The sequence below is a fragment of the Pseudomonas sp. 203-8 genome (assembly GCF_020708595.1).
Taxonomy (GTDB): domain Bacteria; phylum Pseudomonadota; class Gammaproteobacteria; order Pseudomonadales; family Pseudomonadaceae; genus Pseudomonas; species Pseudomonas aeruginosa.
This window is the reverse complement of the sequence record NZ_JAJFDF010000005.1, coordinates 1-25,525: the sequence shown is the minus strand read 5'-3', so window position 1 is coordinate 25,525 and position 25,525 is coordinate 1. Positions and strand designations below refer to the sequence as shown.

Annotated in this window: 13 protein-coding genes; 7 read left to right on the top strand and 6 right to left on the bottom strand. The window is 68.3% G+C overall.

Annotated elements, in window-relative coordinates; all coding sequences use genetic code 11:
* The first annotated feature begins 5 nt into the window (after positions 1-5).
* Positions 6-2,777, top strand: coding sequence for a two-component system sensor histidine kinase PprA (gene pprA / locus LJF27_RS12685; RefSeq protein WP_023116740.1), 2,772 nt, complete (start codon positions 6-8; stop codon positions 2,775-2,777).
* A gap of 69 nt (positions 2,778-2,846) precedes the next feature.
* Here pprA and LJF27_RS12680 read toward each other — a convergent pair whose 3' ends face one another.
* Together LJF27_RS12680 and LJF27_RS12675 are read right to left on the bottom strand one after the other, a co-directional pair.
* Positions 2,847-4,316, bottom strand: coding sequence for an inorganic phosphate transporter (locus LJF27_RS12680; protein ID WP_003093821.1), 1,470 nt, complete (start codon positions 4,314-4,316; stop codon positions 2,847-2,849).
* A 143-nt stretch (positions 4,317-4,459) separates the two neighbouring features.
* A complete protein-coding gene (locus LJF27_RS12675; RefSeq protein ID WP_003117142.1) occupies positions 4,460-4,711 on the bottom strand; it encodes a hypothetical protein in 252 nt (83 codons plus the stop codon).
* 433 nt (positions 4,712-5,144) lie between these two features.
* Between LJF27_RS12675 and LJF27_RS12670 the strand changes: the two genes are divergently transcribed.
* Positions 5,145-6,761: a methyl-accepting chemotaxis protein gene (locus LJF27_RS12670; protein WP_003114989.1), complete on the top strand. Its 1,617-nt coding sequence runs from the start codon at positions 5,145-5,147 to the stop codon at positions 6,759-6,761.
* Here LJF27_RS12670 and chrA read toward each other — a convergent pair.
* The gene (gene chrA / locus LJF27_RS12665; protein WP_003114990.1) at positions 6,758-7,963 is read right to left on the bottom strand and encodes a chromate efflux transporter; all 1,206 of its coding nucleotides are present in this window, start codon (positions 7,961-7,963) and stop codon (positions 6,758-6,760) included. The two genes, LJF27_RS12670 and chrA, sit on opposite strands and share 4 nt — an antisense overlap.
* 54 nt (positions 7,964-8,017) lie before the next feature.
* Entirely contained in the window at positions 8,018-8,821 is an 804-nt protein-coding gene (locus LJF27_RS12660) for an AraC family transcriptional regulator (protein WP_023116738.1), read from the bottom strand.
* A 100-nt stretch (positions 8,822-8,921) separates the two neighbouring features.
* Here LJF27_RS12660 and LJF27_RS12655 point away from each other — a divergent pair, with 100 nt between their 5' ends.
* The 5 genes from LJF27_RS12655 (at position 8,922) to recD (ending at position 20,060) form a co-directional block, all read left to right on the top strand.
* A complete protein-coding gene (locus LJF27_RS12655; RefSeq protein WP_003093799.1) occupies positions 8,922-9,812 on the top strand; it encodes a DMT family transporter in 891 nt (296 codons plus the stop codon).
* A gap of 112 nt (positions 9,813-9,924) precedes the next feature.
* Positions 9,925-10,608: a lipoate--protein ligase family protein gene (locus LJF27_RS12650; protein WP_003110110.1), complete on the top strand. Its 684-nt coding sequence runs from the start codon at positions 9,925-9,927 to the stop codon at positions 10,606-10,608.
* A gap of 40 nt (positions 10,609-10,648) precedes the next feature.
* Positions 10,649-14,164, top strand: coding sequence for an exodeoxyribonuclease V subunit gamma (gene recC / locus LJF27_RS12645; RefSeq protein ID WP_023116737.1), 3,516 nt, complete (start codon positions 10,649-10,651; stop codon positions 14,162-14,164).
* Entirely contained in the window at positions 14,161-17,898 is a 3,738-nt protein-coding gene (recB, locus tag LJF27_RS12640) for an exodeoxyribonuclease V subunit beta (protein WP_023116736.1), read from the top strand. Before recC ends, recB begins: the two co-directional genes overlap by 4 nt.
* Positions 17,895-20,060, top strand: coding sequence for an exodeoxyribonuclease V subunit alpha (recD, locus tag LJF27_RS12635; RefSeq protein ID WP_017001756.1), 2,166 nt, complete (start codon positions 17,895-17,897; stop codon positions 20,058-20,060). The genes recB and recD overlap by 4 nt, the downstream gene beginning before the upstream one ends.
* A gap of 21 nt (positions 20,061-20,081) precedes the next feature.
* Here recD and LJF27_RS12630 read toward each other — a convergent pair whose 3' ends face one another.
* A complete protein-coding gene (locus tag LJF27_RS12630; protein WP_023116735.1) occupies positions 20,082-23,717 on the bottom strand; it encodes an AAA family ATPase in 3,636 nt (1,211 codons plus the stop codon).
* Positions 23,718-23,725: 8 nt separating this feature from the next.
* Entirely contained in the window at positions 23,726-24,955 is a 1,230-nt protein-coding gene (locus LJF27_RS12625) for an exonuclease SbcCD subunit D C-terminal domain-containing protein (RefSeq protein WP_023116734.1), read from the bottom strand.
* Between the last annotated feature and the right edge of the window lie 570 nt (positions 24,956-25,525).

The following is a 25,525-nucleotide window of genomic DNA, read 5'->3' as shown; positions in this document are numbered from 1 at the left end:
GTCGCATGTTCGAATTTTCCCGCTCGTCGTCCGCCGAGGCCGAGAGGCCGGAACCCTTTTCGCAGGAAGGCCCCGCCCTCTGGAGCGCTTCGCTGAGGAGTTGGGACCTGTGTTTCGAGATGGACGAACAGGACCGCGTGATCCGGGTCGGCGGGCGGCAGGCGTATCGTCTGCAGTGCGCCCATGGGCTTGGCGAACAGCCGCGGCCTTTCGCCGAGTATCTGGAGCGGCGCGCCCCCGGTGCGCCGACGCTGGCCGGCCTGCGCCGGGGCGAGCGTCTCGACCTGACGCTGCGCAGCGATGCCGCCGCGCCATTGACCTGTCGTTTCCAGCCGATGCAGCCGCTCGACGGCCTGGGACGCTCGCTGCTGCTGGGCATGGACATCTCCGACCTCAACTGGCAGTCGGACAGCCAGCAGCACCAGTTGCAGAGCCTGAGCCTGGGCAAGCTGATCCTTTCGCGTCTGCGCCATGTCTCCCACGGGCACCTGGCGGAGGCGGTCCAGGAGATTCTCGAATCGCTCTCCGGCGCGTTCCAGATGCAGGCTATCGCCCTGCTGCTGGGCGACGGCAAGGGCTTCTGCACGGTCTTCGCCAGTCATGTACGGCCTGGCAGCGACAGTTTGCTGCGACCGACCCTGCAACTCGCCGACGACGATCTGCGCGAAGGGGCGGGCGCGCGCTTGCTACGCCGTGGCGAAGGCGCCTCGACGCTGCTCCGGCAGATCGGCGAGGACGCGCTCTACCTGGTGCCGGCGACGATGCGCGGTGGCCGCCTGGGGGCGTTGCTGGTGCGGCCGATGTCGCTGGAGCAGCTCGCCCAGGGGCCCGCGCCGCAGGACTGGCAATACCTCGCGGAACTGCTGGCGAACCAGGTGGCGGACCGCTGCGAACTCCACGAGCAGCACGACAGTTCGCGCAAGCTGGGGCTGTTGCAGGAGATGATCGGCGGCGGCTGGTGGCGTTACTGGGCGGAGCAGGAACTCTTCGAACTGGCGCCGGCCTTGCACGACAGCCTGGGGTTGACCGGCGAGTATCGTCGGGTGCCGCTGGAACACCTGCAGGGCCTGCTGCAACCGGCGGACGCCGACGAGCTCGGCCTGCGCCTGCGTGCCAGCCTGCGCAGCGGCCAGGCGCTGGCCCAGGACCTTTGCCTGCGTCAGCCGGATAGCCGCGGCGAGCGCCGCTGGCTGCGCATCGAGGGCCGGCCGCTGGGACGCGGCAGCGCGCTGGGGCTGTCCGGCGTGCTACTCGACATCAGCGAAGGCCGGCGCCAGGAGGAACGGGCACAGGCGGCCCACGCGCGGTTGCGCAGCCTGATCGACAGTGCGCCGGTGGTGATCTATGTCCAGCGGGTCGAGCAGGGGCACCTGGTGCCGGAGTTCTACAGCGAAAGCGCGAGCAACCTGCTCGGTCTCGACCTGCAGGGACAGAGTTGGCAGGCGCTCGCCGAGCGGGTGCATCCGGATGATCTGGAGGCCTTTTTCGCCCGCGGCCGCGAGCTGCTTCGCGAAGGCCGGGTGAAGACCCGCTATCGCCTCGCCGATGGCCAGGGCAACTGGCACTGGCTCTACGACGAAGCCAAGCTGCTGCGCGATGCCCAGGGCCTGCCCAGCGAGGCGGTGGGCCTGTGGCTGGACGTGACCGAGCAGCACCTGGCGGCACAGCGTATCGCCGAGAGCGAGGAACGCTACCGGGTCCTGGTGGAGGATTCGCCGGCGCTGATCTGTCGCTATACCGCCGACCTGGTGCTGACCTACGTGAACCGGACCTTCGCCGATAGCCTCGCGACCAGCCCGGAGCGCCTGGTCGGTCGCCGGCTCGACGAGTGGCTGGCGGCGGAAGACGCCAGCGCCTTGCGCGCGCGTCTGCTGGGTTCGCCGCGGGAGGGCGCCAGCGAGGTGCCGGAACTGCGCTTCAACCTGCCGGGGCAACGTTTTCTCTGGCTGGTGTGGGCCGAGCGACCGTTGTTCGACGCCCGGGGCGAATTGTGCGAGGTACAGGCGGTGGGACGCGACAACACGCCGGTGCGTCGGGCCCAGCAGCAACTGGCGCAAGGCGCCAAGATGGCCAGCCTGGGGGAGATGGTCAGCGGCCTCGCCCACGAGGTGAAGCAGCCGCTGCACGTGCTGCGCATGACCCTCTTCAACATGCGCCAGCGGATGAACAGCGTCGGCCTCGACGGCGACTACCTGGGCGAGAAACTGGAGCGCATGGATGCCCAGGTCCTGCGCGTCGACCGCCTGGTCAGCCACCTCGGCGTGTTCAGCCGCAAGTCGGCGCTGGAGGCGCTGCCGTTCGACCCCTATACCGCCTTCGAAGGCGCCCTGGGCCTGCTCGGCGAGGGGCTGCGTCAGCACGCCATCGAGGTGGAGTGCCCGGCGCCGACGCAGCGGATGGTGGTACGAGGGCAGGCGGACCAGCTGGAACAGGTGATCATCAACCTGCTCGCCAACGCCCGCGATGCTCTGCTCGGCAATCTTGGCCTGGCCAGCCGGCGCATTCGCCTGGAGCAGGTGGCCTGCCGCGAACCGGGCTGGGTCGAATTGCACGTGCACGACAACGGCGGCGGGATCGAACCGCTCCTGCTGGAGCGGATATTCGAACCCTTCTTCACCACCAAGGTGGAGGGCAAGGGTACCGGCCTGGGTCTCTCGGTCAGCCACGATCTGGTGCGCAACATGGGCGGTAGCCTGACGGCGGCCAACCAGGGGGAGGGCGCGTTGTTCGTGGTTCGCTTGCCGCTGGCGGCGCTGCCCGCCGAGGCGGGCGGATGACGTCGGTGGGAGCGCGGCAAAAAAAACGCCTGCGGACAAGCAGGCGTTTTTTTCAACCGGCGAGGCGGCTCAGATGAATTGCGAGGCCAGCCAGAACAGGCCGGCGGACAGCGCCATCGAAGTTGGCAGGGTGAGCACCCAGGCCATCAGGATGTTGCGCACGGTGCCGCCGTGCAGGCCGCTTTTGTTCGCCACCATGGTCCCGGCCACGCCGGAGGACAGTACATGGGTGGTGGACACCGGCAGGCTGTAGATGTTGGCCATGCCGATGGCGGCGGCGGCGGTGATCTGCGCGCTCATGCCCTGGGCGTAGGTCATGCCCTGCTTGCCGATCTTCTCGCCGACGGTGAGCACTACGCGCTTCCAGCCGACCATGGTGCCGATGCCGAGAGCCAGGGCCACCGCGATGATGACCCAGAACGGCGCGTATTCGGTGGTCGCGGTCAGGTCCTTGCGTAGCTTCTCGAGGTCGGCCTTCTCCCGCGCCGGCAGGTCGGACAGCTTGCCGACCTTCTTCGCGGTGTCGTCCAGGCACAGCAGGTAGCGACGCACCTGCACGCGCTCGTCGGCGTCCAGGTCGTTGTAGCTGGGCACGCCGCGCAGGTCGCGGAGCAGCGCGTTGATGGTCGGCTCGGTCTGTTTCGGATCGCAGCGGTAGAACTGCGGCATCTCGCTGCCATTGCTCTTGCCTAGGGCCAGCATGTCGCCGAGGGTATCGGTGTGGCGCTGGTAGAACTGACTGAGGTGCAGGGCGGCGTCGCGGGTGCGCTCGATCTGGTAGGTGGTGCTGTTCAGGTCGAGGACGAACTTGGCCGGGACGATGCCGATCAGTACCAGCATGATCAGGCCGATACCCTTCTGGCCGTCGTTGGAGCCATGGACGAAGCTTACCGCCATGGCGGAAAGCACCAGCACCAGGCGGTTCCAGAACGGCGGGTGCTTCTTCTCGTCGAGTTCGCGACGGGTTTCCGGGGTCTTGTGCATCTTCGACAGCGGACGCCACCACTTCAGTCCGAGCAGGACCAACGCGGCGACCATGAAGCCGGCCAGCGGCGAGAAGATCAGCGACAGGCCGATGTCGATCGCCTTCTGCCAGTTGATCCCTTCGGCCAGCGGCACGTCGGTGATCAGCGCATTGGCCAGGCCGACGCCGAGGATCGAGCCGATCAGGGTGTGCGAGCTGGAGGCCGGGATGCCGAAGTACCAGGTGCCGAGGTTCCAGGCGATGGCGGCGGCGAGCAGGGAGAAGACCATCGCCAGGCCATGGCCGGTGTTCACGTTGATCAGCAGCTCCACCGGCAGCAGGTGAACGATGGCGTAGGCTACGCCGACACCGCCGAGCAGCACGCCGAGGAAGTTGAACACACCGGAGAGCATCACCGCCCGGTAGGGGGACATCGCTTTGGTGTAGATGACGGTGGCCACCGCGTTGGCAGTGTCGTGGAAGCCGTTGATGAACTCGAAGGTGAGGACGAAGGCCAGGGCCAGCACCAGGCTGATACCCACCCAGGCATCGAGCCCGCTGAAAAGATCGAACATGTGAGAAACCGGTCAGAGACGGGGCGGCGATTATGCCAGATGCGTTTTTATCCGTCTGGAACTCCGGAAGGTTGCCATTGTCGCGGGCAACGCCCCGTCGCATCGGGCTTTGCGGGAAAAACGAAACAGATTGAAACGCTTCGTTATCCGTCGCTCTCCTGTCGGTTGGAGGTAAATGGAATGGGGTTCGCTGCTTCCTGCCCGGCCTTGAGACGCTCTTCTTCGATCTTCTGCAGTTCTCTGTCGAACGCCTGCTCCTGAACGGTTGGGCGTTTGCGCCAGGGCTTGCGGTCGGGTTCCGGCTGGGCGGCATAAAGCGTCACTTCGCCGCCGTACACGTCCTTGTAACGCTGTTCCTCGCGCGCCAGCGCGGCACGCAATTCGTCTTTCGTCACGGGTGGTCCTGAGTCCAAAAAGAGCGGGCCCGATAGCGACCAGGCTGGGCGGAAGCGGGGTCCGGCCAGCGCCGGTTGGGAGTCTAGTCGACCGCTACCGGCTGTAAATGGGCGCGGAATTATAACGTGGGCTCCGGGCTTGTCATACGGTGTCGGCCGACGGACGGCAGGACGGAAGTTCTTCGAGCGTCCCCTGGAAATGCGGCGAAGCCCCCATGGATCAAGGCCTGGCCGACGCGTCCGGGGTGTTCTCCGCCTTTCGTCGCGGCCTGCGCTAGTCGAATGCCAGCCATTGGCCATACCACTAAGGAACGATGGCGGCGCTTCCGGGGGCGGGCTACAAACCGGACTACAAGTCAAATAAAGAAGCCCCGCCGTCGCCCGTCCGACCCCAGGGTCATGACGCAACGCCCCGGAGGCCGGAGATTTACTCATGCAGCCCGCTCGTTCCCGCATCCTCTTCGTCTGCCTGTTGCAGAGCCTGGCCCTGGTTCTCCTGCTGGTCGGCGCCCGGCATGGCTGGCTGCCGCTGTACCTGGCCCTGCCGCTCGGCGTGGCGCTGCTCTGGTTGCCCTGGCTGCTTCCCGGCAACCGCACGGCGGTGGCGACCGTCGGCGAGCCCGACATCGCCCGGCTGGCTCGCGACCTGTCCCATAACACCAGCCAGAACGCCTTGTCGGCCGCCGGCGTGGCGTTCTCGGTGAAGCGCCTGGCGGAGAAGCTGCAATCCCAGCTCGACGCCGCCGAACAGATCGTCGGCAGCGCCGAAGTGATGATCCACACCGAGCGCGCCACCTCCAATCTGGCGCGCCAGGCCATGGACGCCGCCACCCGGGCGCGCGCCGGCAGCGACGAAGGCCAGGTGCTGCTGGCCTCGACCATCGAGCGCATGCATCGGCTCAGCGAGCGGATGGGCGCCAGCCGCGAGGCGATCGAGGCGCTGAACCAGCGCAGCGAGGACATCCAGCGGGTCACCCTGGTGATCCAGGGCATCGCCAGCCAGACCAACCTGCTGGCCCTCAACGCGGCCATCGAGGCGGCCCGCGCCGGCGAGCATGGGCGCGGCTTCGCGGTGGTTGCCGAAGAGGTGCGCGGCCTGGCCGGACGTACCGCCGAGGCCACCGAGGAAGTCGGCCAGATGGTCGCCGAGATCCAGCGCCAGACCAGCGAGGTGGTCGAGCAGATCCGCCAGCTTTCCGAAGAGTTGGGGGAAGGGGTCGGCCAGGTCGAGCTGACCGGTCGGCAACTGGAAGGCATTGCCGAACTGGCGGCCGGGGTGGAAAGCCAGATTACCGAGATCGCCCAGGGCGCCGAGATCAACCGCAGCCAACTCGCCAGCCTGTTCGCCGCGGTCGAGCAGGTGCGCGGCGACCTCAGCGCCAGCGAGGAACAGACCCTGCGCCTCGGCGAAGCTGCCAGCCAGTTGGAGAACCAGGCCGAGGTGATCAGCGAGCGCCTCGCCGAGGTCAGCCTGGACGCCTACCACCAGTCGGTCTACGACCTCGCCCGGGAGGGCGCGGCGGCTATCGCCGCTCGCTTCGAGGAGGACGTGCGCAGCGGGCGCATCGACCTCGACGACCTGTTCGACCGCAGCTACCAGCCGTTGCCCAATACCCAGCCGACCAAGTACCGGACCCGCTTCGACAGCTACACCGACCAGGTCCTGCCGGGCATCCAGGAGCAGTTGCTGGAGCGCAACCGCAACCTGGTATTCGCCATCGCCTGTACCCCCGAAGGCTACGTGCCCACCCACAATCGCGCCTTCGCCCATCCGCCCAGCGGCGACCCGCAGACGGACGCGTTGCGCAGCCGCAGCAAGCGCCTGTTCAACGACCGCACCGGGATTCGCTGCGGCAGCCACCAGCAGCCGCTGTTGCTACAGACCTACACCCGTGACACCGGCGAGCTGATGCACGATCTTTCGGTGCCGATCTTCGTCCACGGCAAGCACTGGGGCGGCCTGCGCCTCGGCTACCGGCCGGAGGGCGCGGAGCCGGGCAAGGCGGCCGCGCCGACGGCGCAGGGGCTGAGCCTGGCCTTGAACGGCTAGCCGGCTGTGGCGATCAGGCCGCCGGCCACGGCGCAGGCGAGCACCACTTGCCAGGGCGGCGTCTTCCAGGCGAGCAGGGCCAGCAGGGCGAAGAGCAGCAGGGCGAAGTCGGCCGGGCGCAGGATGCCTTCGGTCCAGAGCGGCTGGTACAGCGCCGCCAGCAGCAGGCCGACCACCGCCGCGTTGACCCCGGCCAGCGTTGCCCGTACCCGGCGTTCGTGGCGCAGGCGTTCCCAGAATGGCAAGGCACCGGCGACCAGCAGGAACGACGGCAGGAAGATCGCCAGCAGGCACAGCAGCGCGCCGCTCCAGCCGTTCGGCGCCGGGCCCGAGGCTGCGCCGAGGAACGCGGCGAAGGTGAAGAGCGGGCCCGGTACCGCCTGGGCGGCCGCGTAGCCGGCGAGGAAGGTATCGCCGTCGACCCAGCCCTTGGGTACCACTTCCGCCTGCAGCAGCGGCAGCACCACATGGCCACCGCCGAATACCAGCGAGCCAGCCCGGTAGAACGCATCGAGCAGGCGCAGCCAGTGTTCCGGCCAGAGGCGCGCGGCTAGCGGCAGGCAGACCAGCAGCACGGCGAACAGGGTGAGGAACAGCAGCGCGCCGCGGTAGCCAATGTCGATCGGCAGCCGCTCGTGGCCTTCCACTGCTTCCGTTTTCAACAGGGCGAGGCCGGCCAGGCCGGCACCGGCGATCACCGCGACTTGGGTCCAGGCAGTGGGCCAGGCCAGCACGCTCGCGCAGGACAGCGCCATCAGCGTCAGGCGCGGGCGATCCGGGCACAGGCTGCGTCCCATGCCCCAGACCGCCTGGGCCACCACCGCCACCGCGGCGATCTTCAGGCCATGCAGCACGCCCTCGGGCAACAGCGCGCCCCAGCGTCCCAGGCCGAGAGCGAAGAGCACCAGTAGCAACGCCGAGGGCAGGGTGAAACCGAGCCAGGCGGCGAGGGCGCCGGGATAGCCGGCGCGGGCCAGGCCGAGGGCCATGCCGACCTGGCTGCTGGCGGGGCCGGGAAGGAACTGGCAGAGGGCGACCAGGTCGGCGTAGCTGCTTTCGCTCAGCCAGCCGCGGCGGCGGACGAACTCGTCGCGGAAATAGCCGAGGTGGGCGATGGGCCCGCCGAAGGCGCTGCAGCCCAGCTTGAGGAAGGCGAGGAACACCGCGAGGGCGGTGTCGGGATGGCGGCTGGCGGTTGGCATGCGAACTCCGGATGGTGGCTGCTGCGAGCATAGCCGCAACGCATGCACGGCGGGTTACAGCATCGGCATGTCCTGGGCGCGGCTGGCCAGGCGGTATTGTTCCGGTGTGGTGCCGGCCAGCCGGCGGAACATCGAGATGAACGCCGAGGGGCTGCTGTAGCCGAGGTCGAAGGCGATCTGCTGGATCCCCCTGCCGGCTTCCAGCGCCTCGATGGCCGCGAGGAAGCGCAGGCGTTGGCGCCATTCGCCGAAGGTCATGCCCAGTTCGCGCTGGCAGTGCCGGGCCAGGGTTCGCTCGGTGCTGTGCACCTGCTGCGCCCATTGCGCCAGCGAGCGGTTGTCGCCCGGCTCGGCCTGCAGTGCGTCGAGCACCTCGTGCAGCGCCGGGGTACGGCCGTAGGGCAGGTAGTCGTCGTGGGGCTGGGCGCATTCCAGCTGGTCCATGACGACCCGGGCCAGGCGCAGGTCCTGCGCCGAGGTCGGCAGGTTGACCCCGCGCTCGGCGAAGTCCGAGAGGATCGCCTTGAGGATCGCGCTGATCGCCAGGGTGCAAGGTGTCGCCGGCAGGCGTCGTGACAGTTCGGCGGAGAGGTACAGCGAGCGGTAGACGATGGCCTGGCTGTTGTAGCAGCTGTGCACCCGCTCCGGTGGTATCCATACCGCGTATTGCGGAGGCGAGAGGAAGCGCTGGCCGTCGATCTCCAGCTGCATCACGCCATGGGCTGCATAGTTGAGCTGGCCCCAGGCGTGGGTGTGCGGCGGCGAATGGGTGTCGGCGCCGAACTCGTCATAGCGGAAATAGACGTCGAAAGACTGCCCCTGGAGATCGGGAAGGCGCAGCAAGGTGGTGGTCGACATGTCCGAACCTACGGGTGGTTTGTCTGGAATTCATTATACGTCTGTATTCGGACTGGCTCAGAATGGCCGCGTATTCCTTTTTCATAGTGCGGAACCTCCCATGCAATACCTGTTTCCCCTGCTGGCCGTGTTCATCTGGGCCGGCAACACCGTCGTCAACAAGCTCGCCGTGGGGATCATCCAGCCCGCCGAGATCGGTTTCTTCCGCTGGCTGCTGGTCGGCCTGGCGCTGACGCCCTTCATGCTCGGCCCGGTGCTGCGCAACCGCCGCTACATCCTCGCCAACCTCGGCAAGTTCGTGGTCCTCGGCCTGCTCGGCATGGCCGTCTACCAGAGCCTGGCCTACTACGCGGCAGCGCTGACCAGCGCCACCAACATGGGCATCATCCTGTCGCTGATGCCCCTGATGTCGCTGGGCCTGGCCAGCAGCATCCTGGCCCACCGGCTGAACGCCGGGGCGCTGCTCGGCGCGCTGGTGTCGCTGGCCGGCGTGGTGCTGGTGATCTCCCAGGGCCATCTCGGCGCTTTGCTGGAGCATGGAGTGAATCTCGGCGACGCGATGATGATCGTCGCCACCCTGGCCTATGCGGTGTACAGCGTGCTGCTGAAGAAATGGAGCCTGAAGCTGCCGGCCATGCAACTGCTCTACCTGCAGGTGCTGGTGGCGATCCTCGCCCTGCTGCCGCTGTACCTGCTGTCGCCGCGCACCGGCCTGAACGCCGCCAACCTGCCGCTGGTGCTGTACGCCGCGCTGTTCGCCTCGATCGTCGCCGCGCTGGCCTGGATGCACGGTGTCGCCCGTCTCGGGCCGAGCCGGATGGCGCTGTTCTTCAACCTGCTGCCGATCATCACCGCCTGCATCGCCACCCTGGTGCTCGGCGAGCGCCTGACCGTCCATCACCTGGTCGGCGGCGCGCTGACCCTGGCCGGGGTCCTGCTGGCCGAGTTCTGGCAGCGCCGCCCGGCCCGTCTGCGCTCGGCAACCTGCTGATTTCCCGGCAACTTCCTCGCGATTACGGCGCACGGAGGCGCCGCCACTGGCTATCATAGGCAGCGCTCCCCGCGTGGGAGCCGAGCCGTGCCAGCCTGGAAGAGGAAGAATCGTGGTCGAAGTGTTTTCCGTGCAGGATGGGCTGGACGCCGAGCGCGCCCTGCTCGACGAGGTGTGTGGCGGTGCCCGCGAGCATGGCCTGTTGCTCTGGCAGCCCTGCGATCGGGCGCTGGTCATGCCGCGCCGGATGGAGCGCCTGGAAGGATTCGCGCCGGCCAGCGCAGCGGTCGCCGAACGCGGCTGGCCGGTGCTGCTGCGCGATACCGGCGGCGAGCCGGTGCCGCAATCGCCGGGCGTGCTGAACATCGCCCTGTCCTATGCGCTGGGGCCCGGCGACAACGAGCAGACCCGTATCGAAACCGCCTACCTGCGGCTGTGCCAGCCGATCTGCGACTGGCTCCGCGAGCGCGGCCTGGACGCCGGCGTGGGCGCCGTGGCCGGTTCCTTCTGCGACGGCCGCTACAATGTCACCCTGGATGGGCGCAAGCTCGCCGGGACCGCGCAACGCTGGCGGCGCAACGGCGCCGGCCGGCCGGTGGTGCTGGCGCACGCGGCGCTGCTGGTCGGCGCCGAGCGCGAGGAGATGGTCGAGGTGGTCAACACCTTCACCCGCCGTTGCGCCAGTGCCCCGGATTGCCAGGCGGACAGCCATCTCGGCCTGAGCGAGCGCTGGAGCGATTTCCGCATGGCCGACAGCCTCGAACTGGAACGACGCTTCGTCGCCGCCCGATCCTGACCTCTTTCGCCAGAGCCTTGCGCCAGGAATAGCCGTACCGATGCCAGAACCCTTGGGAACCACCGCCCTCACGCCCGGATTCATGATCGTCCACGGCAATCGCCTGGACGACCTGCGCGACCTCGCCGTTTCCTGGATGCGCCGCTATCCGCTGGCGCCGCTGGAAAGCGAGCGGGTCCTGGTGCACAGCAACGGCATCGCCCAATGGTTGAAGCTGGCATTGGCCGAAGATCCCCGCGAGGACGGCGGCGGCGGTGGCGGCATCGCCGCGGCGCTGGAGGTGCAGTTGCCGGCGCAGTTCCTCTGGCAGGCCTATCGCGCGGTGCTGGGCCGCGAAAGCATTCCCGAGGTTTCCGAACTGGACAAGGCGCCGCTGACCTGGCGCCTGATGCGTCTGCTTCCCGGATTGCTGGAGCGTCCCGAGTTCCGCACCCTGCAACGTTTCCTCGCCGACGATGCCGACCTGCGCAAGCGTCATCAACTGGCCGAGCGCCTGGCCGACCTGTTCGACCAGTACCAGGTCTATCGCGGCGACTGGCTCGACGATTGGAGCCAGGGCCGCGACCAGTTGCGCACGGCGAACGGGCAGGCGCGCCCGCTCGGTGCCGACGAGCGCTGGCAGGCCGAATTGTGGCGCGCGCTGCTCGCCGACGTCGGTGCCGATAGCCTGGCCCGCAGCCGCTCCGGCGTGCACCGGCGCTTCATCGAGGCGCTGCGCTTCGCCAGCGCGGCGCCGCGCGCGTTGCCGCGACGAGTAGTGGTGTTCGGGATTTCCTCGATGCCGGCGCAGACCCTCGAGGCGCTGGCCGCCCTGGCCAGGTTCAGCCAGGTGCTGCTCTGCGTGCACAACCCCTGTCGCCACCACTGGGCTGACATCGTCGCCGACAAGGACCTGTTGCGCCACGAGTACCGCCGCCAGCAGCGCCGCGCCGGCGTCCCCGCCGACCTCGACGAGGACCGCCAGCACCAGCATGCCCAGCCGTTGCTGGCGGCCTGGGGCAAGCAGGGCCGCGACTACATCAACCTGCTCGACAGCTACGACGACCCGGACAGCTATCGGAACCTGTTCGGCGAGGTCAACGGCGGGCGCATCGACCTGTTCAGCGAGGAGGCCCCGCACGGGCTGCTCGGCCAGTTGCAGGACGATATCCTCGAACTGCGCCCGTTGGCGGAAACCCGCGAGCACTGGCCGCCGGTGGCGCCGCGGAGCGACGCCTCGATCCGCTTCCATGTGGCCCACAGCGCGCAGCGCGAAGTGGAGATCCTCCACGACCAGTTGCTCGCCCGCTTCAACGCCGATCCGAGCCTGAAGCCGCGCGACGTGATCGTCATGGTCCCCGACATCAACGCCTACGCACCGCACATCGAGGCGGTGTTCGGCCAGGTGCCGCGCGACGACCAGCGCTTCATTCCCTATACCCTGGCCGACCAGGGACAGCGCGGTCGCGAGCCGCTGCTGATCGCTCTGGAGCACCTGCTGAAACTGCCCGACAGCCGTTTCGCCGTGAGCGAGATCCTCGACCTGCTGGACGTCCCGGCATTGCGCCGGCGTTTCGGCGTCGACGAGGCCGACCTGGCGACCCTGCACCGCTGGATCGAAGGCGCCGGCGTGCGCTGGGGGCTGGATGCCGCGCAGCGCGAGCGTCTCGGCCTGCCAGCGGGACTGGAGGGCAACAGTTGGCGCTTCGGTCTGCGGCGCATGCTGCTCGGCTACGCGGTCGGCGAAGGCGCGGCCCTGCAAGGCATCCAGCCCTACGATGAGGTCGGTGGCCTGGACGCCGCCCTGGCAGGCCCGCTGGCTGTGCTGCTGGAGCGCCTCGAGGTGGCCTACGCGGAGCTGGCCGAACCGGCCACCCCGGCGCAGTGGGGCGAGCGCCTGCAGGCCCTGCTCACGGTGTTCTTCGAGGCCCACGACGAGCGCGACGAACTGCTCCTCACCCAGCTCCTGCAACTGCTCGAGCGCTGGCAGGAACACTGCGCCTGTGCGGCTTTCGCCGAGCCGCTGCCGATCAGCGTGATACGCGAGGCCTGGCTCGGCGGCCTGGACCAGGGCGGCCTGAACCAGCGCTTCCTGGCTGGCGCGGTGAGTTTCTGCACGTTGATGCCGATGCGCGCGATCCCGTTCCGGCTGGTCTGCCTGCTTGGCATGAACGATGGCGACTACCCCCGCCAGCAGTCGCCGCTGGATTTCGACCTGATGCGCAACGACTACCGCCCCGGCGACCGCTCGAGGCGCGAGGACGACCGCTACCTGCTGCTCGAGGCGCTGCTCTCGGCGCGCGAGCAGCTCTACGTGAGCTGGGTGGGGCGGAGTATCCGCGACAATGGCGAGCGGCCGCCCTCGGTGCTGATCGGCCAGTTGCGCGATCACCTGGCGGCCGGCTGGCGCCTGGACCCGGACGGCGACGGCGAGGCGCTGCTGCGTGCCCTGACCCAGGAGCATCCGCTGCAGCCGTTCAGCCGCCGGTATTTTCACGATGCGCCGGAGCAGGGCGTCGATGGCCTGTTCACCTACGCCCGCGAGTGGCGCGAGGTCCATCGCGAGGACGAGATCGGCGTTCCCGACGCCGAAGCGCCCCTGGCGCCGCTGGAGCTGGAGGGCGCGCTGGGGCTGCGAGCGCTGGCGGAGTTCCTCGCCAACCCGGTGAATGCGTTCTTCCAGCAGCGGCTCAAGGTGCGTTTCGACGACGAGCAATTGACCGGCAACGACGAAGAGCCTTTCGAACTGGACGCGCTGGACAACTGGAAGCTGCAATTCGAGCTGACCGAACGCATGAAGCGCTGGGTCGAGCGGGACTGGGATGCCGAGGGCCTGCCGGCGCAGTTGCAGGCCCAGGTCGAGCGACTGCGGCGACAGGGTCGCCTGCCGCTGGCGGCGTTCGGCGAGTTCTCCGCGCGCCATTTGCTGCAACCGCTGCCCGACCTGCTCTGGCGCTACCGCCAGGAAATCGAGCGCTGGCCGGAGGCGGTCGAGCAGCAGCAGGAGTTGCGCCATCGCCATCCGTCCGGGCTGGAGCTGGAGGACTGGCTCGGCGGCTTGCGTCGCGACGCTTCCGGGCGCCTGGCGCGCCTGCAGTTGCTCAGCGGCAAGCTCCATGAAGGGCGCGGCTTCAAGTGGCACAGCCTGGTGCGCCACTGGTTGCAGCACCTCGCCCTGCAACGTCTAGGCCAGCCGGTGAGCAGCGTGCTGGTGAGCCAGACCGGCACCCTGGAGATTCCGCCGTTACCGAGCGAGCGTGCCGGCGAGTACCTCGACCAGTTGATCGACGCCTGGCGCCAGGGCATGCGCCAGCCGTTGCCGCTGGCCTGCCGGACCGCTTTCGCCTGGCTCGCCAGTGGTGGCGCCGCAGAGCCCGAGAAAGCCATGCGCGAGGCGCGCAAGCGCTACGAGGGAGGCTTCGGCATGGGGGGCGAGGTGGACGCCTCGCCGGCGCTGGCTCGGGTCTATCCGGACTTCGACCGGCTGCTCGCCAGCGGTGAGTTCGCGCACTGGGCCGAGCAGCTCTACGCGCCGCTGCTGGCTGCCCTGGGACGTGGCGCGGAGGAGCAGGCATGAGCCAGCAGCAGATGCCCGTGGCCCTCGATCCGCTGGACTTCCCGTTGCACGGCAGCCGCCTGATCGAGGCCAGCGCCGGTACCGGCAAGACGTTCACCATCGCCCTGCTATACGTACGTCTGGTCCTCGACCATGGCGGCGAGAACGCTTTCGGCCGGCCGCTGAGCCCGCCGGAAATCCTCGTGGTGACCTTCACCGATGCGGCGACCCAGGAACTCCGCGAGCGTATCCGCAGCCGCCTGGGCGAAGCGGCGCGTTGTTTCGCCGAGCCGCAGGAGCGCCACGACGGCCTGCTGGTCGCGTTGCGCCAGCAGTATCCCGCCGAGCGCTGGCCGGGCTGCGCGCGCCTGCTGCGCCTGGCCGCGGAGTGGATGGACGAGGCCGCGGTATCGACCATCCACAGTTGGTGCTACCGGATGCTGCGCGAGCACGCCTTCGACAGCGGCAGCCTGTTCACCCAGAACCTGGAAACCGACCAGAGCGAATTGCTCGCCGAAGTGGTACGGGACTACTGGCGGCGTAACTTCTACGGCCTGACGGCTCCGGCGGCGCAAGCCGTGGCCAGTTGCTACAGCGGGCCGGAGACGCTGGGCAAGGCCTTGCAGCCGCTGCTGGCGCGGCAGGACGCCGACTTCCGCTACGCCGACCAGGCGCTGAGTGCGCCCGAGTCACTGGCAGCCTTGCTGGAGCAGGGCGGCGACTGGTATCGCCAGCTCGACCAACTGGACGCGCAGGCCCGCGCCGCCTGGCGCGCAGCGCGCGTCGAACTGGAAGCGCTGCTGCGCGACCTGCGTCCCTACCTGAACGGCAACAGCTATCGCGGCAAGGACAGCGACGAGACCTTCGACGCCTGGCTGCAAGCGTTGGCGGACTGGAGCGAGGGCGGCGAGCAGCCGGCCAACCTCGGCAAGTTCGGCCAGACCCGGATCAAGCTCACCGCCAAGCGCGTGGCGCCCGAGCATGCCGCGCTAAGGGCCATCGACGCCTGGACCGCGCATCAGGAAGAGCGTCCCGATCTCGCTCCCCACCTGTTGTTGCACGCGTTGGGCGAAGTCGGGCACGAACTGGAGATCGAGAAGCAGCGGCGTGCCGAGATCGGCTTCGACGACCTGCTCAGCCGCCTCGACCGCGCCTTGCAGGGGCCTGGTGGCGAGCGCCTGGCGCAATTGATCCGCGAGCAGTTCCCGGTGGCGCTGATCGACGAGTTCCAGGATACCGACCCGGTGCAGTACCGGATCTTCGAGCGCATCTACCGGATCGCCGCCGATCCCGACGAGCCCCAGGCGCGGGAAACCGGCCTGTTCATGATCGGCGACCCCAAGCAGGCGATCTACGCCTTCCGCGGTGCCGACATCCATACCTACCTGCGCGCCCGCGAGGCCACTCGCGGGCGGCATTACACCCTTGGCAAGAACTTCCGCTCGACCGCCGCCATGGTGGCGGCCGCCAACCGCTGCTTCGCCTTCGCCGAAGAGCACCCGCGCGGCGCCTTCCGTTTCGCCCGCGAGGGGCTGGAAAACCCGGTGCCGTTCCATGCGGTGGACGCCCAGGGGCGCGCCGAACGTTTGTTGATCGACGGTGCCGAGGCGCCAGCGATGACGTTCTGGAACCTTGATGTCGAAGCCGGCGTGCTCGGCTCCGCGGCGTATCGCCAGGAAATGGCCGAGCGCAGCGCCAGCGCCATCCGCCGCTGGCTGAGCCTGGCCGACCTGGGCCGCGCCGGCTTCGCCGACGAGCAGGGCGGCTGGCGGGCGTTGCGCCCGGCGGATATTGCCATCCTCGTCCGCGGTCGCGCCGAGGCCGAGGCGATCCGTAGCGCGTTGGCGGCGCGGCGTCTGGCCAGCGTCTACCTGTCCGACCGCGACTCGGTGTTCGACAGCCAGGAGGCCATCGACCTGCTGCACTGGCTGCGCGCCTGCGCCGATCCCGGTGCCGATACGCTGCTGCGGGTCGCCCTGGCTACCCGCAGCCTGCACCTGGACTGGGCGACCCTGGAACGATTGAACCAGGACGAACTGTTCTGGGAACGGATGGTCCTGCGCTTCCGCGACTATCGCCGGTCCTGGCAGGCCCAGGGCGTATTGCCGATGCTGCGGCGCCTGCTCGCCGACTTCGAACTGCCGGCGCGCCTGCTGCGGCATGCCGATGGCGAGCGCAGCCTGACCAACCTGCTGCACCTGGCCGAGTGGCTGCAGCGCGCGGCGGTGGAGCTGGACGGTGAGCACGCGCTGATCCGCCATCTGGCCGAGCAGGTGCAGAGTCCGGGGAGCGAAGAGATCCTCCGCCTGGAAAGCGACGCCGACCTGATCAAGGTGGTGACCATCCACAAGTCCAAGGGGCTGGAATACCCCTTGGTGCTGCTGCCCTTCATCTGCAGCTGGAGGGAGCTGGACGGCAACAGCGGCGCGCCGGCGAGTTTCCACGAGGATGGCGCTGCAGGGCGGGTCATCGAGCTGGCGCGGCGCAAGGAGCAGGCTGCGCGGGCCTACGAGCAGGCCAACGACGAGCGCCTCGGCGAAGACATGCGCCTGCTCTACGTGGCCCTGACCCGCGCCCGCCATTCGGTGTGGCTGGGCATCGCGCCGCTGGTGGCGAGCAACAGCAAGTCGCCGGAGTTGCACAAGGGGGCCCTGGGCTACCTGCTTGCCGGCGGCGCGACCATCGGCAGCGATGGCCTCGGACAATGCCTCGCCGCGTTGCGCGGCGAGAGCCGGGAGATTGTCGTCGAGCCGGCCCCCGAGGCGGACGCCGAACGCTATGTCGCAGGGCGCGGCCAGGGCCTTGGGCAGGCCCGCGAAACCCGCCGCAGCAGCCGCGAGAAGTGGTGGGTCGCCAGCTATTCCGGCCTGCAATTGCAGGCCTCCGCCGGGCTGGACGATGACGAGGCGTTGGAGAGCGACGAATCGCAGGAGCCGATCAGCGCCGAGGAAGCCACCTTCCACGAAGAAGGCCGTTCCGCCGAACAGCCGCCGGTCGCGCACGCCAGCGAGATGCGCGACGACCTGCATCGCTTCCCGCGCGGACCGGCTCCCGGCACCTTCCTCCACGGGCTGCTCGAATGGGCCGGCCGCGAAGGCTTCGAGGTGGCGCGCGCCGATGCCCAGCGGCGCCGCGAACTGGTCGCGCGACGCTGCGACCTGCGGGGCTGGAAGGACTGGGCCGAACCGCTCGACCTGTGGCTGGAACAGTATCTCGCCGAACCGCTGCGCTGGCCCGGTGGCGAAACCAGCCTGGCCGGGCTGGTCGCCTACCAGGTGGAAATGGAGTTCTGGTTCGCCACCCACCAGGTCCAGGCCGAGGCGATCGACGCCCTGGTCCGGCGCCATACCCTCGGCGGCGCGGCGCGTCCGGCGCTGGCGCCGACCCTGCTGAACGGCATGTTCAAGGGCTTCGTCGACCTGGTCTTCGAGCACCAGGGGCGTTTCTACGTGGCCGACTACAAGTCCAACTGGCTGGGCGCCGACGATGGCGCCTACAGCCCGGAAGCGATGACCGCCGCGGTGCTGGAGAACCGTTATGACCTGCAGTACGTGTTGTACCTGCTGGCCCTGCACCGGCAGTTGAAGGCGCGCCTGCCCGACTACGACTACGACCGCCACATGGGCGGCGCCGTGTACCTGTTCCTCCGCGGCGCCCGCGCGGCGACCCAGGGCCTGCACTTCGAGCGCCCGCCGCGGGAACTGATCGAACGCCTGGACGCGCTGTTCAGCGGCCAGCCGGGAGCCGAGCGATGAATCCGACCCTCAAGCAACTGGCCGGCGAAGTCCGCGATGGCCGCGACGACCAGGTAGCGCAACCGCTGGCGGCACGCCACGACCTGCTGCGCCAGCTCGACCTGTGGGTGGCGCGCGGCTGGCTACGGGCGCTGGACCGGGCGTTCGTCGCCTTCCTCGTCGAGTTGCAGCCGCAGGCCGATCCCCGGGTGCTGCTGGCGGCGGCGCTGACCAGCCACCAACTGGGCCACGGTCACGTCTGCCTGGACCTGGAGGCGACCCTCGGCGCGCCCGACGCGGCACTGTCGCTGCCGCCGGAAGGCGACGAAGGCCGCGATGTGCTGTTGCCGTCGCAACTACTGCACGGCGTGCGCCTCGACGCCTGGCGCGAGGCCCTGGCGGCGTCACCGCTGGTGGAGGTGGTCGACGAGCGCCCAGGCGATCCCGAGCCGAGCGAGACGGCGACCTCGCCGCTGGTGCTTTGCGCCCAGCGTCTCTACCTGCGTCGTTATTGGCGGCACGAGTTGGAGATCGCCCTGGCCCTGCGCGAGCGCCTGGGTCGGCAGGCGCCCCTGGCCGCAGACCTGGCGCCGCGCCTGGCCGCGCTATTCGCGCAGGCGCCTACGGAAGACGGCCAGCGCGTCACCGACTGGCAGAAGCTGGCCTGCGCCCTGGCGGCTCGCGGCTATTTCAGCCTGATCACCGGCGGTCCCGGTACCGGCAAGACCACCACCGTGGTGCGCCTGCTCGGTCTGCTCCAGGCACCGGCGGCAGCCGCCGGCCAGCCGCTGCGCATCCGCCTCGCGGCGCCCACCGGCAAGGCCGCGGCGCGTCTCTCCGAATCCATCGGCCAGCAGGTCCGGGCCCTGCCGCTGGCGGAAGACGTGTTGCAGGCGATCCCCGCCGAGGTCACTACCCTGCACCGTCTGCTTGGCAGCCGTCCGGATACCCGGCACTTCCGCCACCACCGGGACAACCCTTTGGCGCTGGACGTGCTGGTGGTGGATGAGGCCTCGATGATCGACCTGGAAATGATGGCCAGCCTGCTCGATGCGCTACCGCCGCAGGCGCGCCTGATCCTGCTCGGCGACAAGGACCAGTTGGCCTCGGTAGAGGCCGGCGCGGTGCTCGGCGATCTCTGCCGGGATGCCGAGGAGGGCTGGTACAGCGCCGAGACCCGCGCCTGGTTGCAGCGGGTCAGCGGCGAAACCTGGCAGGGCTTGCGCGAAGGTTCGGCGCAGGCGCATCCGCTGGCGCAACAGACCGTCATGCTGCGGCATTCCCGGCGCTTCGGCGCGAGCAGCGGGATCGGGCGCCTGGCGCGGTTGGTCAACCGGCAACAGGCCGGCGACGCGCGCGCGCTGCTGGACAGTCCGCCCGCCGACCTCTTCGACCTGCGCCTGCGCGGGGAGCGCGATGCAGCCTTCGCCCGGCTGTTCGTCGACGGTCATCCGCAGGCGCCGGGCACGCCGTACGGCTACCGGCACTACCTGCAACGCCTGGCCGAGGGCCGCCCGGCCGCCGGACTGGCGCTGGAGGATGGCGCCTGGGAGCGCTGGGCGCAGTCGGTACTGACGGCTTTCGACGCCTTCCGCCTGCTCTGCGCGCTGCGCCGCGGCCCATGGGGCGTGGAAGGACTGAACCAGCGGGTAGCGGCAGAACTGCTGCGCCTTGGCCTGATCGAGGCCGATCACGGCTGGTACGAGGGGCGGCCGGTACTGGTGACGCGCAACGACTACAGCCTGGGGCTGATGAACGGCGATATCGGCATCGCCCTGCGCCTGCCCGAGCGCAACGACGACGGCAGCCTGCGCTTCGCGCTGCGCGTGGCCTTCCCGCGCAACGACGGTAGCGGCGGCGTGCGCTTCGTCCTGCCGAGCCGCCTGGTCGAGGTGGACACCGTGTTCGCCATGACCGTGCACAAGTCGCAGGGTTCGGAGTTCGCCCATACCGCGCTGGTCCTGCCGGACGCGCTGAACCCGGTGCTGACCAAGGAGCTGGTGTACACCGGTATCACCCGCGCCCGCGACTGGTTCAGCCTGGTGGAAAGCCTGCCCGGGGTGTTCGAGGAAGCAGTGCGGCGCAAGGTGCGCCGGCTCAGCGGGCTGATGCTGCATCTGCGGCCGGAAAGGGAAGAGCAGCCGCCGCATGCTCCGGGTGAACAGACCGAGCTGCCGTTCTGACGTGCCGCCTGGGCGGTCGGCTCAGCCGACCACCTTCAGGCTGCTCATGCCGTTGCCCTCGCGCTGGACCCGCACCTGGACCGGGATCCGTTCGTGCATTTCCTGGACGTGGGAAATCACCGCCACCTTGCGCCCCTGGGCCTGCAGGTTGTCCAGGGCATCCATCGCCAGTTGCAGGGATTCCGGGTCGAGGCTGCCGAAGCCTTCGTCGATGAACAGCGACTCGATGCGCAGCTTGCTCGATGCCATCGAGGCCAGGCCGAGCGCCAGGGCCAGGGAAATCAGGAAGGTCTCGCCGCCGGAGAGCGAATACACCGAGCGCAGTTCGTCGCCCATCTCGGTGTCCACCACCAGCAGGCCCAGTTCGCTGCCGCCGCGCTGCAGGCGGTAGCGCCGCGCCAACTGGCGCAACTGCACGTTGCTGTGCTGCACCAGCAGGTCGAGGTTGTAGCCCTGGGCGATGCGGCGGAACTTGTCGCCGCTGGACGAACCGATCAGTTCGTTCAGGCGGCCCCATCTGCGGAACTCGGCGCGGGCTCGCTCCAGTTCGGCAAGCAGCGCCTGGCTCTGCTCGCGGCGCTGGTTGTCGGCCTGCAACTGGCTGTAGGTATCCAGGTAGGCCTGTTCGCTGGCGGCCAGGCGTTCGCGCTGTTGCCGCAGGTTGTCTTCCAGCGCCTCGCGGTCGGTTTCCGGCCGCTGCCGGCGATGCTGGAGCAGTTGCGCCTGGCGCTCTGCTTCCAGCGTCTGCTGGCGGGTGATCTCCTCTTGCAGTCGCTGCAATTGCTCCCGCCATTGCGTCGCCTGTTCCTCGGAAAGGCCGAGCAGGGCGTCGAGGCGGCTGTCGTCGAGGTTGTCCTGGCGTTCGCGCCAGGCCTGCCAGTCGGCCTGAAGGCGCTGGAACTCATCCTGTTGGCGCTGCCGTTGCTGCTGCAGGTGTTCCAGGGCTTCGGCGAGTCGCAGTTGTTCCTCGCGCAGCGAATCCAGGGGCGCCTGGAGCGTCTCGACGGCGCTCTGCGCCGCTTGCGCGGCGTGTTCCAGCGATAGTTGCCAATCCTGGGCGCAGGCGTGTTGGCCCAGGTGAGCGCCGAGGCGTCCGTTCAGCTCGGCGAGTTCCGCCTGGGCCCTTTCCTCTGCCTGGCGGGCTTCGTTGCGTTGCTCGTCGCTTTGCTTCAGTTGCCAGCTCGTTTCATCGCAGCGCTGCTTGAGCTCCTGCAGATGCTGTTCGATCTGCTGAAGCCGCGCCTGTTGCTGCCGGCGTTGCTCGATGGACTCGCCGAGGGCCTGGAAAGTCCGCAGCGGATCTGTCTGCCAGCGCTGCCAGTGCTCGTCGGAGAGCAATGGACGCAATTGCTGGCTGTCCTCCTCGACCTGCTGCTGCAAATGTTCGTAGCGCTGCCGTTGTTCCGTCAGCGCCTGCTGGCGCTGTTGCAGGATCGTCTCGGCGGCCCGCAGTTCCTGCTGCAATTGCTGGGTCTGGCGCTGGCGGGCGATCAGCCGGTCGAAGTCTCGTTGGCACTGCTGGCGCTGCCCTGCCAGGTCGTCCAGGCGTTGTGCCAGCCACTCCAACTGTGCGGACGGCTGCAGGAGTCGCAGTTCTTCCGGCAGCGTCCATTGGTCCAGTTGCCGATCGAGCGCGGCCAGTTGGCCAGTCAGTTCCTGCTGCTCCTGGCGACTCTGGTTGAGTCTTTCCCGCTGGCTGGAATAGCCCTCGCGCAGACCGACCAGGGTCTGTCGCAGCCGCTCGAGGGACTGCTCGGCGCGGACCTGCTCCTGGTCGTCGTGTTCACCGAGGGCGGCGAGCAGTTGCTCGGAATGGTGATAGGGATGCTCCTGGCTGCCGCAGACCGGGCAGGCCTCGCCGTCCACCAGGCCGGCGCGCAGTTGCTCGACGCTGGCGCTGCGGGCCAGACGTTGGCGCTGGAGCAACTCGCGGGTGACCTGCAGGGCCTGCTCCGCCGCCTTCACCTCCTCGGCGCATTGGCTGCCTTGTCGTTTCAGGTCGAGCAATGCCTGCTCCTGCTCGACCATACGCTGGTCGAGTTCGCCCAGGCGTCGAGCCAGACCGGCGCGTTGGTCGAGGACCTGTTGCCATTCCTTGTGGAGCGCTTGTTGTCGTTCCAGGCTATCGGTCTGCCGGCGCAATTCGACCAGGCGTGCCGCCAGGTCGTCCGGCTCGCTGCCATGGAGGGCGGTCCATTGCGCCTGCAAGCGTTCGAGCGGTTCCCCGGCGTGGGCCAGGGATTTTTCCAGCTCGGGGAGCTGCGCCTGGCTTTCGAGCGCGCGCTGGCGACGTTGCACGAAGGCGGCGAGCTGGCCCTGATGGGTCACCCAGGCGTCGCCGAGCGCGGCGAGAGCCTGGCTGTCGCGCAATGCCGCCTGCAGTTGCGCCTGTTCCGCGACATGGCGCTGCTGCTCCATATCCAGTTGCCGAGCGGCGTCGCTTTGCTGGGCGTGGCGCTGGTTCGATTGCCGATGGAGTTCCTGTCGCTCGGCCAGCGTTCGCTCCAGGCGCCTGGCCTCGCTCTCCAGCTGGAAAGCCTCGCGCAACGGCGCCTGGGCCTGACGCAGATGGTTGTCGGCCTGGGCCTGGCGCTCGCGCGCCTCCTGCAAGCGGGCCCGCAATCCTTGCAAGCGCTCGGCGCCCGCGGCTTGCTGCTCGGTGCGCTGCCGCTGCTGCTGCTCGGAGTGCCGGAGTTCCTGCTCGAGTTGCTTCAGGCGTTCGATCAGTCCGCGAACCGGAGCCAGGCGCTCCAGCCATTGCAGGGTTTCCCGCTCCGTCGCCAGGGCGTCCCAGGCCTGCCTGGCCTCGGCCAGTTGGCCTTGTGCGTGCTCGCAGGATTGCAGCAGCCGCTGCTCCTCGGTGAACCATTGTTGCTGGCCTTCCAGACGTTGCAGTGCCTGTTGCTCCTGGAGACGCGCCTGGGCGTGGGATTCCAGCGCCGCCTCGAGCCCGGCCCGGGCCTGCTCGGCCAGGGGCAGGCTGCCTTCCAGGCGTTGCTCGAGTTGCTTGCGCTGCTCGTCGGCCTGGCTGGCGCGCTGATAGGCGGCTTTGCTCAATTGGCTGTACAGGCCGGTGTCGGTGAGTTTCTCCAGCAATGCGCCGCGGTCGTTGTCGCTGGCCTTGAGGAAGGCGCTGAATTCGCTCTGGGCCAGCAGCACGGCGCGAGTGAACTGGGCGAAATTGAGGCCGAGCTTCTGCTCCAGCTGTTCGCGGAACTCGCTTTTCTTGTTCGCTGCCAGCATTTGCTGGGTCTCCAGGTCCTGGAGGCTCTGCTGACTCTTTTGCAAGGCGCCGTCCGCCTTGTCCCGGGAGCGCCGGGTTTCCCAGCGGGCGCGATAGCGGTGGCCGTCGATGCCGACGAAATCCACTTCGGCGTAGCCGCTGGCGCAACCGCGGCGCAGCAGGTTGCGTTCGTCGTTGCTGGACAGCTCGTTCCGGCCATCGGGAACCTTGCTGCTGGCCGAAGTGCTTTCCAGCCGCGGCGTGCTGCCGAACAGGGCCAGGCACAGGGCGTCCAGCACGGTGCTCTTGCCGGCGCCGGTCGGACCGGTGATGGCGAACAGGCCGGCGCTGGACAGCGGTTCGCGGGTGAAGTCGATTTCCTGCTCGCCAGCGAGGGAGGCGAGGTTCTTCAGGCGGATGGCGAGAATCTTCATGGAACGGCTTATTTCCCCGGGGGCTCTTCGGTGGCCAGTTCGACGCTTTGCAGCAGGCAGGCGAAGTCATCCAGCGCCTGCGCATCCGGGCCGGAGCCATAGGCGCTTTCCCAGGCGCGGCTGAACAGTTCCTGGGGGTTGAGTTGGTCGAGCCCGAGCAGCGGCGCCTGCTCTTCGTCGCGGCGCTGGTACTCGCTGGCGATGCGCACCAGACGGCAAGCCTTGCCCAGCAGGGCGCTCTCGACCTGCTGGCGCAGGTCTGGTTGCGGCTGATCCAGCATGACGCGGACCTCCAGCCAGGGCCGCTGTTCGTTCAGCAGGTCGGCCTCGGCCAGTTCGCCGATTCGATCGAGCACCTCGCCAAGAGGCGCGGGGCCGATGCGCAACAGTTCCACCGCGCGTGGCACCGGGAGACTCTGTACATCCTTCAGGCGCTCACCTTCCAGGGTGACGAGGAGGACCTGGTGGCGATAGTTCACTTCGGCGAAGGACAGCGGCAGCGGCGAGCCGCTATAGCGAATGCGCTCCTGTCCGGCGACTTTCTGTGGCTTGTGCAGATGACCGAGGGCTACGTAGGCGATCTGCTCCGGAAACAGGCTGGCGGGCAGCGCTTCGACGTTGCCGATGATCAGGTTTCGCTCGGAGTCTTCGGAAACCGAGCCGCCGGCCATGTGTGCGTGGCTGACGGCGACCAGTGCCTGTCCCGGCGTGCGACGGGCTTGCGCGGCGGCAACCAGGCGTTCGTGCACCTGGCGGATACCGGCCAGGTAATCGTCGCCGAGCCCGCCTCCGGTGACTTCGGCGGGACGCAGGAAGGGCAGGGCCAGGCACCAGGCGGCGACCTGGCCATCCGCGTCGTGCAGGGGCAGCAGCAGGCGATCGCTATCGAGGCTTTCGTCTATCCAGCCGATCCGGCCAATGGCATGGGCGTTCAGTCGTTTCATCAGCGGAGCGGGCAGTTCGATGCGCGCGCCGGAGTCGTGGTTGCCTGCGATCATCACGATCTCCAGCCGCGGCAGCCGCCGATGGGCGCTGACGATGAAGTCGTAGAGGCGCTCCTGGGCTTTGAGCGGTGGATTGATCGTGTCGAAGATATCGCCCGCGATCAGCAGGACATCGGCGCGCTGCTCTTCCAGCTGGCGCAGCAGCCAGTCGAGGAAGCGCGCGTGTTCATGATCGCGGTCCTGGCCGTGCAGGGTCTGACCCAGGTGCCAGTCGGAGGTATGTATGAGGCGCATGGAACACTCGTCGAAAGCGGCGGAGCCGTGGCTCGCATTCCTTATATGAGGCAACAGAAGGAGAGGGCGGGGCAAGCCAGCCTATAAAGGAGGAATGGAGCGTCCTCTGGGCTTCCTGACCTTTGGGTTAAAAAGTTTCAAATAAGTGTTGACGCCAGTTTCTATCTCCCTATAATGCGCACCACTCCCGGCGACGACGAAGAGTAAATGCTTGAAAATCAAGTATTTACGGATTCTCTCCCGGGGGTGGTGAAGCGCTCCGGCAGGTTGTTCGCCGCAGCGGTTCGGTCCCGAAAGGGGCTCGAAACGAAGCTTCATCGAGGTGCTTGACAGCGAATTTGAACGCTGTAGAATGCGCCTCCCGCTGATCGGAAGATGGTTTGAAGGTCGGCGCAAGCGGTTGAGTAGAAAAGAAAATTTTCGAAAATAACGCTTGACGGAACGAGAGGTTGCTGTAGAATGCGCGGCCTCGGTTGAGACGAAAGCCTTGACCAACTGCTCTTTAACAAGTCGAATCAAGCAATTCGTGTGGGTGCTTGTGATGTAAGACTGGTGATCGCAAGATTATCA